This window comes from Pseudomonas sp. 008 (genome assembly GCF_016861935.1).
Taxonomy (GTDB): Bacteria; Pseudomonadota; Gammaproteobacteria; order Pseudomonadales; family Pseudomonadaceae; genus Aquipseudomonas.
In genome coordinates, this window is sequence record NZ_BOMA01000006.1 from 58,537 (window position 1) to 71,243 (window position 12,707).

A 12,707-nucleotide genomic window follows, 5' to 3' on the forward strand; every position below is an offset into this window, starting at 1 on the left:
TCCCTCTTAACCAAACACGCCGCAGCGCGCTCGCGCCTGCGGCGTTTCTATTGGTTTCGCTCCAGCCTGGAACGATGCTTTTTGCATCATCTTGCTTCCGATAACGGTCTTTGACCGGCACCCACCCGGCACCGATCCTCCCTCTATGCGGCACGTCCCTGTGCCGCTTTTGAACGAGGAATCAGCGCAGGGAAATCGGAGGCCAGTCGATGCAAGCTCAGGGCGTACTGTTCGGGCAGATCGCCGCCGTATTCGGCATCGTGATCGCCGGCGTGTGGAGTGCAACGCAATGGACAGCCGCCGCCCTGGGCTATCAACTACGCCTTGGCTCGCCGTGGTTCGACTTCTTTGGAACTCCGGTCTATCACCCTTGGCGGCTGTTCGAGTGGTGGTTCTTCTTTGACGCCTACGCGCCGCACGTCTTCGATATCGGCGGGGCTATCGCGGGTGGCAGCGGTCTGGTGGCCGTGGGGGTCGCCATCGCCATGTCGGTGTGGCGCTCGCGGCAAGCGCGCCTTGTCACCACCTACGGTTCGGCACGTTGGGCCGATGCGGACGACATACGCAAAGCCGGTCTGATCCAGCCCGACGGGGTTTTCCTCGGGCTGCATCGCGGCCAGTACCTTCGCCATGAAGGCCCGGAACACGTCCTGACCTTCGCCCCCACACGCTCGGGCAAGGGTGTGGGCCTGGTCGTTCCCACCTTGTTGAGTTGGCCCGCATCCGTCGTCGTTCACGACATCAAAGGCGAGAACTGGACGCTCACCGCAGGCTGGCGTTCGCGGTTTAGCCACTGCCTCCTGTTCAACCCCACGGATGCGCAGTCGGCAGCCTACAACCCGCTGCTCGAAGTCCGGCGCGGCGCGCATGAAGTCCGCGACGTGCAAAACGTGGCGGACATTCTGGTCGATCCCGATGGTGCGCTTGAGCGCAGGAACCATTGGGAAAAGACCAGTCATGCGCTGCTGGTCGGCGCGATCCTGCATGTGCTCTACGCGGGCGAGGACAAAACGCTACGCGGCGTCGCCAACTTCCTCAGCGACCCTGCTTGTCCCTTCGAGCTGACGCTGCACCGGATGATGACGACGAAGCACCTGGGCGATGCGCCTCACCCGGTTGTCGCATCCGCTGCGCGCGAAGTGCTGAACAAGTCAGACAACGAGCGGTCGGGCGTGCTCTCCACCGCCATGTCGTTTCTCGGTCTGTACCGCGACCCGACCGTGGCCGAAGTCACGTCGCGCTGCGACTGGCGCATCGCCGACCTGATTTCCGCCGAGCATCCGGTATCGCTCTATCTGGTCGTGCCGCCTTCCGACATCAGCCGCACCAAGCCGCTGATCCGGCTCATCTTGAACCAGATCGGGCGGCGGCTGACCGAATCGCTCGATGGCAGCGACGGCATCGCGCGCCGCCACAAGCTGCTGCTGATGCTGGACGAATTTCCGGCGCTGGGTCGTCTGGACTTCTTCGAGTCCGCACTTGCCTTCATGGCCGGCTACGGCATCCGCAGCTTTCTCATCGCTCAGAGCCTGAACCAGATCGACAAGGCGTATGGGCAGAACCATTCCATCCTCGACAACTGCCATGTCCGGGTGACTTTCGCCACCAACGACGAAAGGACGGCGAAAAGGATTTCCGAAACCCTCGGCACTGCCACCGAGCTTCGCGCGCAGCGCAACTACGCCGGCCACCGGCTCGCTCCATGGCTGGGGCACCTGATGGTGTCGCGTCAGGAAACCGCGCGTCCGCTGCTGACGCCCGGCGAGGTGATGCAGCTTCCGCCCGATGACGCCGTGGTCATGGTGTCCAGCGTCGCCCCGATCCGCGCGAAGAAGCTGCGCTACTACGCCGACGCCAATTTCAAGAATCGCGTCCTGCCACCGCCCGCGCTCGCAGTCGGGAGGTACGCCGACGCGCCGCCAGCCCGCCCCGACGACTGGAGCGGCTTGGCGATCCCGGCCGTACCTGCGGCGCCGGCCTCGGCATCCGCCGATGGCCTGGGCGGCACCGATGACGGCGGCCCGCGCCGCCAGCCCGAACTCTCCGAAACCGTCGCCTACGACCCCGAGCCTGACGCACATGCGAACGACCTGGCTCTGCTCGATGACGACGACCTGGTGCTGCCACTTCCCGGCCAGCTCGACCCGTCCATGCAGCGCACGGCCCGGCTGGCTTCCCTCGACCCCAACGACGGAATCGACCTATGAGCCAATACCGCCTCAACCTTTTCATCCAGCCCGAGCACGCCAAGCGCCTGGACGAACTGGCCGCCAAGAAAGGTGTGTCCAAGTCCTCCATCGTCGCAGCGGCCTTGGCGTCCTGGCTGTCACCGGATGCTGGCGACCAGCGTGAGGCCGCTATTGCCAAGCGGCTGGATCGACTGTCGCGGCAGACCGAACGCCTGGAGCGCGACCAGAACATCCAGATCGAAACGCTGGCGCTGTTCATCCGCTATTTCCTGACCGTCAGCACGCCAGTGCCAGAAGCCCACCAGGACGCGGCCCGCGCCCAGGGCAAGGCGCGCTTCGAGCAGTTCGTCGAGCAGTTGGGCCGTCACCTGCTGCGTGGCCGCAGTCTGGTGCGCGACGTGGTGGAGGAATTGCACCCCGATCCGATGCGGATGGATGACGCAGCAGCGATGGCGTCCGCCCATGAACGAACTGCGGAGCGTGCATCATGAGTGCCGTTCCGCAGATCCCGCCCGAACCCCGGTCATCCGCAGCGGCGTCCCAGGATCGCCGCATCCAGATGCTGCGCACGGCGATGGGGCCGCTGATCGCCGCTGCGCTCGAAGACCCGGACGTGGTGGAAATCATGCTCAACCCGGATCGCACCCTGTGGGTGGATCGGTTGTCGTCGGGTCGCTCGCCGCTGGGCGTGGAACTGCCCGAAGCAGATGGCGAACGCATCATCCGCCTGGTAGCCGCGCATGTCGGTGCGGAGGTGCATCGCAGCCAGCCGCTCTTGACCGCCGAGCTGCCGGAAACCGGCGAGCGTTTCGAGGGCATCCTGCCACCGGCCGCCCCGGGGCCAGCCTTCGCGCTGCGCAAGCGGGCCGTGAGCATCATCGGTCTGGATCGCTACGTGGCCGACGGCATCCTGACCGCCGGGCAGGCCGAGTTCCTGCGCCGCGCCGTGCGCGAGCGGCAGAACATCCTGATCGCCGGCGGCACCAGCACCGGCAAGACCACGCTGGCGAACGCGCTGCTGGCCGAGATCGCCGCCACAGGCGACCGCGTGCTGGTGCTCGAAGACACCATCGAGCTGCAATGCGCGGCCCGCGACCATGTGCCGCTGCGCACCCGCGCCGGCGTCGTCACCATGACCGAGCTGGTGCGGGCCACGATGCGCCTGCGGCCTGACCGCGTGATCGTCGGCGAGGTGCGCGGCGGCGAGGCCCTCGACCTCATCAAAGTGTGGGGCACCGGCCACCCCGGCGGCATTGCAACCATCCACGCCGGCTCCGCGCTGGGCGCCTTGCTGCGCCTCGAACAGTTGATTCTCGAAGTCGCTGTGAATCCGCCGCGGGCGCTGATCGCCGAGGCGGTCAACATCGTCATTCACATCGCCGGACGCGGCCGCAAGCGCCACGTCGAAACCATCGCCCGTGTCGTCGGCTTCGACGGCACCGGCTATCGCCTGGCGGACGCGCTGGAAACGCCGTTTCCCGAGCTGACGCCGGCTCCTCTCGCAGCCGACGCCGCTGCACATCCCCGTCCCCCAACCAACTTGGAGAACTGCCATGACGCACGTTGATTCTTTCCGCTTTTCCGTAAATCCGCTTCCTCACCTGTCCGGCCTAGCGCGACTGCGCAGCCTCGCCCGCCCTGCGGGGCAAGGGCTGCTGCTGGCCGCGCTGCTGCTGTTGCTGGCGGGCACGGCGCAAGCCGCCGGTTCCTCGATGCCGTGGGAGGGGCCCTTGCAGTCGATTCTGGAGTCGATCCAGGGGCCGGTGGCACGCATCGTCGCGGTCATCATCATCATCGCCACGGGCCTGGCGCTGGCCTTCGGCGACACCAGCGGCGGCTTTCGCAAGCTGATCCAGATCGTGTTCGGGTTGAGCATCGCGTTCGCCGCTTCCTCGTTCTTCCTGTCGTTCTTCTCGTTCTCCGGCGGGGCCGTCGTATGAGTACGGCCAGCGACCTTCCGGGCTTCGAGGTGCCGCTGCATCGCTCGCTGACCGAGCCAATCCTGCTGGGCGGCGCGCCGCGCACCGTGGCAATTGCCAACGGCACGCTGGCCGCCGCCGTCGGACTGGGCCTGCAACTGTGGATTCCCGGCGTGGTGCTCTGGATCGTCGGCCACTCGCTGGCCGTATGGGGTGCTCGCGTCGATCCGCAGTTCATGCAGGTCTTCGCGCGGCATATCAAACACCGCCCGCTTCTGGACGTGTGAGGGGAGGACGCCATGCTGAACCTTGCCGAATATCGTCAGCGCCCGGCCTTGCTTGCCGACTGGCTGCCCTGGGCCGGGCTGGTCGCGCCGGGCGTTGTACTGAACAAAGATGGTTCGTTTCAACGCACGTTCCAGTTTCGCGGTCCCGACCTGGACAGTGCGACACAGGGCGAACTGATTGCCACGTCGGCGCGGCAGAACAACGCGCTTCGCCGTACCGGGTCTGGCTGGGCCTTCTATATCGAGGCCGAGCGAATGCGGGCATCGAGCTATCCGCAGTCCTCCTTTCCCGAACCACTGTCCTGGCTGGTGGATGAGGAGCGACGCGCGGCGTTCGAGGAGTCGGATGGCCATTTCGAGAGCGTCTATCACTTCACGTTGCAACACCTACCGCCGCAAGAGTCTCGCGCCCGTGCGGCTGGGATGCTGTACGAGAACCGGCCCACCGAGGGCGTGGACTGGCGCGGTCGGCTCGATTCCTTCGTGGCAGAGACCGATCGCGTGTTCGACCTGCTCGATGGTGTGATGCCGGAGATTGCCTGGCTGGACGACAGCCAGACGCTGACCTACCTGCATGCCACAGTCTCCACGCGCCGCTATCGCGTCGGCGTGCCCGACGTGCCGTTCCATATCGACGCGCTGCTGGCCGATGCCGCGCTGGTCGGCGGCCTGGCGCCCATGCTGGGCGATCAGCACCTGCGCGTGGTGTCGGTACGAGGCTTCCCGACCTCGACCTGGCCGGGGATTTTGGACGACCTCAACCGCCTGGGCTTTGCGTATCGCTGGAATACGCGCTTCCTGTGTCTCGACAAAGCCGAGGCGGAACGGGAGTTGGGGCGCTTGCGGCGCCAATGGTTCGCCAAGCGCAAGAACGTCATCGCGCTGCTGCGCGAAACGATCTTTCAGCAGGAAAGCCCGCTGGTCGATACCGATGCCAGCAACAAGGCCGCCGACGCCGATGCCGCCTTGCAGGAGCTGGGCAGCGATCAAGTCGCCTTCGGCTACCTCACCGCCACGGTGACGGTGCTCGACGCCGACCCGGCCGTGGCCGACGAGAAGCTGCGCATGGTGGAGCGCGTTATCCAAGGCCGGGGCTTCGTGACGATCCCCGAAACCCTCAACGCGGTCGATGCCTGGCTGTCGTCCGTCCCCGGCAACGCATACGCGAACGTGCGTCAGCCCATCGTTTCGACGCTGAACCTGGCGCACATGATGCCGATGTCAGCGGTATGGGCCGGGCCGAAGAAGAACGACCACCTCGACGGCCCGCCGCTGATCGTGACACGCACCGATGGTGCGACGCCGTTCCGGCTGGTAACGCACATCGGCGACGTGGGCCACACCCTTGTCGCCGGGCCGACTGGCATGGGCAAGTCGGTGCTGCTCGCCATCCTGGCCATGCAGTTCCGGCGCTACTTCGGCTCGCGGATCTTCGCCTTCGACATGGGGCGCTCGATGCGCGCCACCATCCTCGGCCTTGGCGGTGAGCACTACGACCTCGGTGCCGATGGCGGCATCGCCTTCCAGCCACTCGCGCGAATTGCCCACGAGGGCTACCGCACCTGGGCCGCGGAATGGGTGGAGGGCCGGCTGCTGCACGAAGGCGTGACGGTCGGCCCGGACGAGAAGGCTGCCATCTGGTCGGCGCTGAGAAGCCTTGCCGGTGCGCCGGTGGAGCAGCGCACCATGACCGGCTTGTCGGTGTTATTGCAGTCCAACGCGCTGCGCCAAGCGCTCGCGCCCTATGTGCTGGGCGGCGCACACGGCAAGCTGCTGGACGCTGACCACGACCGGCTGGGCATGGCCGACGTGCAGGGCTTCGAGATGGAAGAACTGATGCACAGCCCCGCCGCCGTGCAAGCGGTGCTGCGCTACCTGTTCGCCCGCTTCGACGAGCGTTTCGACGGTGCGCCGACGCTGCTGATCCTCGATGAAGCGTGGCTATTCCTTGATGAGCCATCTTTCGCGGCCCGCATCCGGCAATGGCTCAAGACGCTCAGGAAAAAAAACGTCAGCGTCATCTTCGCCACGCAGTCGCTGGCCGACATCAAGGATTCGACCATCGCGCCCGCGATCATCGAGAGTTGCGCCAGTCGGATTTTCTTACCTAATCCGCAGGCGACCGAGCCGCAGATTCGCACGATCTACGAGGGCTTCGGGCTCAACAGCCGGCAGATCGAGATCGTCGCCACCGCGCAGCCCAAGCGCGACTACTACTACCAGTCGCGCCTCGGCAACCGCCTATTCGACCTCGACCTGGGGCCTGTCGCGCTCGCATTCGCGGGCGCATCCACCCCTCAAGACCAACGCGACATTGACCGCGTGCTGACGCAGGCCGGCGCTCCCGGCTTCGCCGGCGCGTGGCTGCGCCATCGCGGCCTCGGCTGGGCCGCCGACCTGCTGCCGTCCGCTCCGGCGGCAGCTTCCTTTCTCGCTTCTCAACCGCTGGAGGTTTCACTATGAAGACCAAGCCCCGTTTGCTCTCTGTCTCACTCGCTGCTGTGTTGTCGGTATTGCTGCTGGCCATGCAGCCCGCATCCGCGCTGACGGTGTTCGACCCGTCCAACTTCGTGCAGAACACGCTGACCGCCGTGCGCACGCTGGAACAGATCAACAACCAGATCAACCAGCTCCAGAACGAGGCGCAGATATTGATGAACCAGGCCAGGAATCTGGCAAACCTCGACTTCAACATCGTCAACCGCCTGCGCTCGACGCTCGCCACCACCGAGCGCCTGATCGCCGAGGCGCGCGGCTTGGCCTACGACGTGCAGAGCATGGATGCCACGTTCGCCCGCCTGTACCCGGAACAGTACGCCGCCACCATCAGCGGCGACCGCATGGCGCAGGACGCCCGCGAACGCTGGCAGAACACCTTGAACGGCCTGCACACCGCGATGCGGATGCAGGCGCAGGTGTCGCAGAACCTCGCCCAAGACGAAAGCGCGCTGGCCGACCTCGTGAACCAGAGCCAATCGGCGACCGGCGCGCTGCAAGCGATGCAGGCGACGAACCAGCTCCTGGCTTTGCAGGCCAAGCAGTCGATCCAGGGGCAGCAGCTCCAGATCACGCAAGACCGGGCCGCTTCGCTGGAACTGGCGCGGCAAGCGGCGGCTATGGAGCGCGCCCGCGAAGTGCGGCGGCGCTTCCTCGGCACCGGCACGCCGTACACGCCGCAGTCCGTCAACTTCTACAACAACTGACCGGAGGCGGCCATGCGAAGCGCTTCCGTCCTGCTGGCCGTGCTGCTGACCGCGTGCGGCCAGCAGCCGGCCGAGAACCTGGCCGACGCCCTGGCCGCAGATCCGGTGCGGCTCAAGGCATTTCGCGGGCAATGCGCGGCCGACCGGCAGGCCGTGGGCGAGGATGCCTGCCGCGCCGCCGCCGAAGCCTTCCGGCGGCGCTTTTTCGCCGGCCATACCGGGCCGGACGAATACAACTCGCTGGCTGAACTTCCGCCGATTCCGCCGAGCTTCGATACGCCCGCAGATGAATTGCCAGAGGGCGCCGTTCTGCTCACTCCGTCCGAGGATTCGCCATGAACGACGTGACCATCATCGACCGTTTCCTCGATACGTTCTCGCGCTACATCGACTCGGGCTTCGGTTTGTTGCAGGGCGAAGTGGCGTTTCTCACCGCCACACTCATCGTCATCGACATGACGATCGCTGGTCTTTATTGGGCCATGAGCCACGCCACCGGCCAGGGCGATGACGTGATCGCCAAGCTGCTGCGCAAGGTGCTCTATGTCGGCGCGTTCGCCTACATCATCGGCAACTTCAACTGGCTGGCGAGCATCGTGTTCCGCTCGTTCGCCGGCTTGGGGATCACCGCGACCGGCTCGGCCATCACGATGGAGAACTTCCTTCAGCCTGGCCGGCTGGCGAAGACCGGCATCGACGCTGCCGCGCCGATTCTGGAACAGATCGGGGACATGGCTGGGTTCCCCGAGGTGTTCGTGAACATCGACCCCATCGTGGTGCTGTTCATCGCCTGGCTGGTGGTGATCCTCTGCTTCTTCGTGCTGGCGGTACAGCTTTTCATCACGCTGATCGAGTTCAAGCTGACCACGCTCGCCGGCTTCGTCTTGATCCCGTTTGCACTCTGGAACAAGACCTCGTTCCTCGCGGAGAAGGTGCTGGGCAACGTGGTGTCGTCAGGCATCAAGGTCTTGGTGCTGGCCGTCATCGTCGGCATCGGTTCCGGCCTGTTCGCCGAGTTCCAGGTGCATCCCGACGAGCCATCCATCGACCACGCGCTGGTCGTGATGCTGGCCTCGCTCGCGCTGCTTGCGCTGGGCATTTTCGGACCCGGTATCGCCACCGGCCTGGTGTCCGGTGCGCCGCAGCTTGGTGCGGGCGCGATGGCTGGTGCTGCGGTCGGCGCTGTCGGCACCGGCGTTGCCATCGGCGCCGCCGCAACGGGCGTGGGCGGCGCCGTCATGGCCGGTGCACGAATGGCCCCGGCGGCCGCAAAGCTGGCCGGTGCCGGGGCGCGTGCCGCGACTTCGGCGGCCGGCAGTGCCCGATCGGCGTTCCAGGCCGGTTCCACTGCGGCCGGCGGCGGTGCCAAGGGCGCGGCGGCTGGCCTCGGCAATGTCGCCAAGACCGGCGCACAAGCCGCAGGCCGCCGCGTCGCCTCTGGAGCTTCCGCTGCGGGGCAGAAGATGGCCGATTTCTTCCGCGCTGGCTGGAACGGCACAGAAGCCGGCAGCGACGGTGCTGGCCCCGGCCAGACCGCAGACGGCGCCGCAGGCTCGCAGAGGCAAGAGCAACCGGCCTGGGCCAAGCGGATGCACCGGCGCCAGCAGGCCACCCATGCCGCGACCACTGCTGCCCACACGCTGCGCGGCGGCGACGGCGGCGGCTCCGGGCAAGGCCCGAGCCTGCGGGATTCCGATACCTAACCTTCAAGGAGAACACCCATGCGATTCAAACGCCCGCAGGTGCGCTACGCCGATACGCCGCAGCCTGCCACCCCGTATCAAGCCGCCGCCCAGGTATGGGACGACCGTATCGGCTCGGCTCGCATGCAGGCCAAGAACTGGCGACTGATGGCCTTCGGCTGCCTGGTGCTCGCGCTGCTGATGGCCGGCGGCCTGGTGTGGCGCTCGGCGCAGTCCATCGTGACGCCCTATGTCATCGAGGTCGATCAGGCCGGGCAGGTGCGCGCCGTAGGTGAGGCCGCCACGCCGTACCGGCCCGGCGACGCGCAGATCGCGCACCACCTGGCGCGCTTCGTGACGCTGGTTCGCTCGCTGTCCATCGATCCCATCGTGGTGCGGCAGAACTGGCTCGATGCCTACGACTACACCACCGACAAGGGCGCGGCGGTGCTCAACGACTACGCCCGCACCAATGACCCATTCGCCCGCATCGGCAAGGAATCGGTGACGGTGCAGATCACCAGCGTGGTTCGCGCCAGCGACACGTCTTTCAACGTGCGCTGGACAGAGCAGCGCTACGTCAACGGTGCGCCCGCCGGCACCGAACGCTGGAACGCCGTGCTTTCGACCGTCCTGCAAACCCCGCGTACCGAACAGCGCCTGCGCAAGAACCCATTGGGTATCTACGTCAACGGACTGTCATGGAGCCGCGAACTGGATTCTTCCGAAGGAGCCAAACCATGAAACTTCGTTTCCGCCTTTACGTTTTTCCTTTGACGCTGCTGGCCCTCGCGGGCTGCGCCTCGCAGGGCAAGCCGCCGCCGTCCATCTCGCTCGACGAGCCGGTGCTGGCCCAGCCGTTGCCCGAACCGCCCAAGCCCGTCGAAGTCGTCGCCGTCCCTGAACCGCTGGCGCTGCCAGCGCAGTTGAAGCCGCTGCCGGAAGTCGATGAAGCCCCCGCTGCGCCGGAGCCGGCCGACGAAAAGGTGCGCGTTTCCCGTGCCAATGCAGAAGCGCGTATCGCGCCTACCCGTGAGGGCTACGTCAACGCGATTCAGGTGTGGCCGTTCACCGATGGCGCGCTTTATCAGGTCTATGCGTCGCCGGGGCGCGTGACGGTGGTTTCGCTTCAACCGGGCGAGGAACTGGTGACGGTCGCCGCCGGCGATACCGTGCGCTGGATCGTGGGCGACACGTCCAGCGGCGGCGGGGCCGATCTGCGCGTCAATGTGCTGGTCAAGCCCATCCGTTCCGGTCTGAAAACCAATCTCGTCATCACCACCAGTCGGCGCACCTACCTGCTGGAGCTGACCTCGACCGAGAAGGCATGGATGGCGTCGGTATCCTGGGACTACCCGAAAGACCGGATGCTCGCGTTGCAGCGCCAGGCGCAGGCTGCGCAGGCGACAACGCCTGTCGATACGGGCCTGTCGCTGGACAAGATCCGCTTCCGCTACGCGGTATCGGGCAGCAACCCGCCGTGGAAGCCGCTACGCGCCTTCGATGATGGAGAGAAGGTCTATATCCAGTTTCCGGCGGGCATTGCTCAGGGCGAGTTGCCGCCGCTGTTTGTCATCGGCGCGCAGGGCGACGGGCAATTGGTGAACTACCGTTTCCGCGCGCCGTACTACGTCGTGGATCGCCTGTTCGGCGCGGCCGAACTGCGGCTGGGCGGCGACGGCGGCGACTTGGTGCGGATCGAGCGCACCGATGGCGTTGCGCGGAGGAACTGACCATGAGCCAGGATGACACTCCCGACCTTGCCGCGCCGCAGGCGGCGGGCAAGATCGCTCCCGAGGCGGTGGCGCTGCGCGCCCAGCCGCGCCCGGTCACGCGCCTGAATCGGCGCACGCTGGCCATCCTCGCCGGCGTCCTGGCGGTGGCCGTGCTCGGCGCGCTGATGTGGTCGCTGCAACCTCAGCGGCGCGGTGCGGGCGAGCAGACCGAGCTTTACAACGTCGATCGTGTCTCGAAGTCGGAAGGACTGGATGCGCTGCCGACGGACTACTCCAAGCTGCCGCCGGCGTTGCCGCCTGCCGTTCCCGAACTGGGGCCGCCGCTGCCGGGCGATCTTGGCCCTGCCATCGTGAAGTCGCAGCAGCCGGTGACGGCCGCCTACGCGGCCCCCGGCCACGACCCGAACGATGCTCTGCGCAAAGAAGCCGAAGCGGCCGCGGCCTCGTCCGTGTTCTTCCGCTCGGGAGGGCAGAATGCGGCGCCGGTGGCGCAGACACAGGTGGCCGCTGCGCCGGGCTTCGCCGCCAATGCGGCGTTTGACCCGCTGGCGGCCGGGCCGGCCTCCACGGCGGCCCAGCCTGCTGACCCGACAGCGGTGCAAAACCGGCAAGACCAGAAAGAGGCTTTCCTGAAAGGTGGCTCCACTGAAACCCGTAATTCCGGCAATCTGACCCTGCCAACTTCGCCGTATCAGGTCATGGCCGGAACGGTGGTCGCAGGTGCCTTGGTGACGGGCATCAAGTCGGACTTGCCCGGCGACGTGATCGCCACGGTGACGGAGCCGGTCTATGACACAGCCACCGGGCGCTTCCTGCTGATTCCGCAGGGTTCGCGCATCCTGGGCAAATACAACAGCCAGGTCAGCTACGGGCAGAGCCGCGTTCAAGTCGTCTGGAACCGGATCATCCTGCCGGACACGTCTTCGCTCACGCTCGACAACCTGGCCGGCACCGACCCAGCCGGCTATGCCGGGCTGGAGGACGATGTGGACTACCACTGGGGCCGCATCTTTGCCGGTGCGGCACTCACCACGCTGCTGGGCGTCGGTGCCGAGCTGGCCGCGCCGGAGAACCGGCAGGATGGTGATCGCGTCATCATCGCTGGGCGCGACAGCGCGCAAGACAGCATCAATCAGGTCGGCCAGGAGATGACCCGGCGCAACCTCAACATTCAGCCGACCTTGACGCAACGACCGGGCCTGCCGGTTCGCATCATCGTCAACCGGGATCTGGTGCTGCGGCCGTACCAGCCGCTGTTCTTCAACCGGGGGACTTCACGATGAGCACGACCAAGAAGCTGCGGCTTGGCCCGCTGCCGAAGACCGAGAGCACCAAGCTGACTTTCGTTTGCCCGACCAGTTTAAAAGCCGACCTCGACCGCTACGCCGCGCTACACGCGCAGGCGTATGGCGAGGCAGTCGATGCGGCGACGCTGATCCCGCATATGCTGGAAGCGTTCATGGCGGGCGATCGAGGATTCAGGAAGGGCACGACGACCCGCAGCGCACCACCGAAGCCGCCATGATTGCACAGCATACTATTCAACGGCATCCATCGAACGCGCAGCCCAGGCTGCGCGTTCTTCATTCTGGATGCCGCCGAGCCTGTTGGGCTATGATGATGCGACAGGCCCGCCGTTCCTCGGCAATCGAGCACTACACAGTGCGATGCGGCTTTCTCTCCCAAAGCTC

The 12,707-nt window shown here is 66.3% G+C and carries 12 protein-coding genes and 1 pseudogene; all 13 read left to right on the plus strand.

From position 1 onward, the window contains the following. Positions 1–209: 209 nt before the first annotated feature. On the plus strand, positions 210–2,207 hold the full coding sequence (locus tag JUI81_RS13885; protein ID WP_204124501.1) for a conjugal transfer protein TraG: 1,998 nt from the start codon (positions 210–212) through the stop codon (positions 2,205–2,207). Further along, a complete protein-coding gene (locus tag JUI81_RS13890; protein WP_007704373.1) occupies positions 2,204–2,680 on the plus strand; it encodes a ribbon-helix-helix protein, CopG family in 477 nt (158 codons plus the stop codon). The genes JUI81_RS13885 and JUI81_RS13890 overlap by 4 nt, the downstream gene beginning before the upstream one ends. After that, positions 2,677–3,746: pseudogene (trbB, locus tag JUI81_RS13895) on the plus strand (P-type conjugative transfer ATPase TrbB). The gene JUI81_RS13890 and the pseudogene trbB overlap by 4 nt, the downstream one beginning before the upstream one ends. Then, on the plus strand, positions 3,743–4,129 hold the full coding sequence (locus tag JUI81_RS13900; RefSeq protein ID WP_150012741.1) for a TrbC/VirB2 family protein: 387 nt from the start codon (positions 3,743–3,745) through the stop codon (positions 4,127–4,129). Before trbB ends, JUI81_RS13900 begins: the two are co-directional and overlap by 4 nt. Further along, complete coding sequence (locus JUI81_RS13905) at positions 4,126–4,395, plus strand: VirB3 family type IV secretion system protein (RefSeq protein ID WP_006378802.1); 270 nt, start codon at positions 4,126–4,128, stop codon at positions 4,393–4,395. Before JUI81_RS13900 ends, JUI81_RS13905 begins: the two co-directional genes overlap by 4 nt. A 12-nt stretch (positions 4,396–4,407) precedes the next feature. Further along, complete coding sequence (trbE, locus tag JUI81_RS13910; protein ID WP_038862369.1) at positions 4,408–6,858, plus strand: conjugal transfer protein TrbE; 2,451 nt, start codon at positions 4,408–4,410, stop codon at positions 6,856–6,858. Then, positions 6,855–7,598 (plus strand): P-type conjugative transfer protein TrbJ, encoded by a 744-nt coding sequence (gene trbJ / locus JUI81_RS13915; protein ID WP_204124503.1) that lies wholly within the window; start codon positions 6,855–6,857, stop codon positions 7,596–7,598. The genes trbE and trbJ overlap by 4 nt, the downstream gene beginning before the upstream one ends. 12 nt (positions 7,599–7,610) lie before the next feature. Beyond that, on the plus strand, positions 7,611–7,937 hold the full coding sequence (locus tag JUI81_RS13920; RefSeq protein ID WP_204124504.1) for a hypothetical protein: 327 nt from the start codon (positions 7,611–7,613) through the stop codon (positions 7,935–7,937). Next, a complete protein-coding gene (trbL, locus tag JUI81_RS13925) occupies positions 7,934–9,301 on the plus strand; it encodes a P-type conjugative transfer protein TrbL (RefSeq protein ID WP_204124505.1) in 1,368 nt (455 codons plus the stop codon). Before JUI81_RS13920 ends, trbL begins: the two co-directional genes overlap by 4 nt. Before the next feature lie 18 nt (positions 9,302–9,319). Beyond that, positions 9,320–10,024 (plus strand): conjugal transfer protein TrbF, encoded by a 705-nt coding sequence (gene trbF, locus JUI81_RS13930; protein WP_007704357.1) that lies wholly within the window; start codon positions 9,320–9,322, stop codon positions 10,022–10,024. Further along, positions 10,021–11,013 (plus strand): P-type conjugative transfer protein TrbG, encoded by a 993-nt coding sequence (gene trbG / locus JUI81_RS13935; protein ID WP_038858346.1) that lies wholly within the window; start codon positions 10,021–10,023, stop codon positions 11,011–11,013. Before trbF ends, trbG begins: the two co-directional genes overlap by 4 nt. 2 nt (positions 11,014–11,015) lie before the next feature. Then, positions 11,016–12,299 carry a TrbI/VirB10 family protein gene (locus JUI81_RS13940; RefSeq protein ID WP_204124506.1) on the plus strand — a complete coding sequence of 428 codons (1,284 nt, stop codon included), beginning with the start codon at positions 11,016–11,018 and terminating at the stop codon, positions 12,297–12,299. Next, positions 12,296–12,541 (plus strand): DUF2274 domain-containing protein, encoded by a 246-nt coding sequence (locus JUI81_RS13945; protein WP_204124507.1) that lies wholly within the window; start codon positions 12,296–12,298, stop codon positions 12,539–12,541. Before JUI81_RS13940 ends, JUI81_RS13945 begins: the two co-directional genes overlap by 4 nt. The last annotated feature ends 166 nt before the right edge of the window (positions 12,542–12,707 follow it).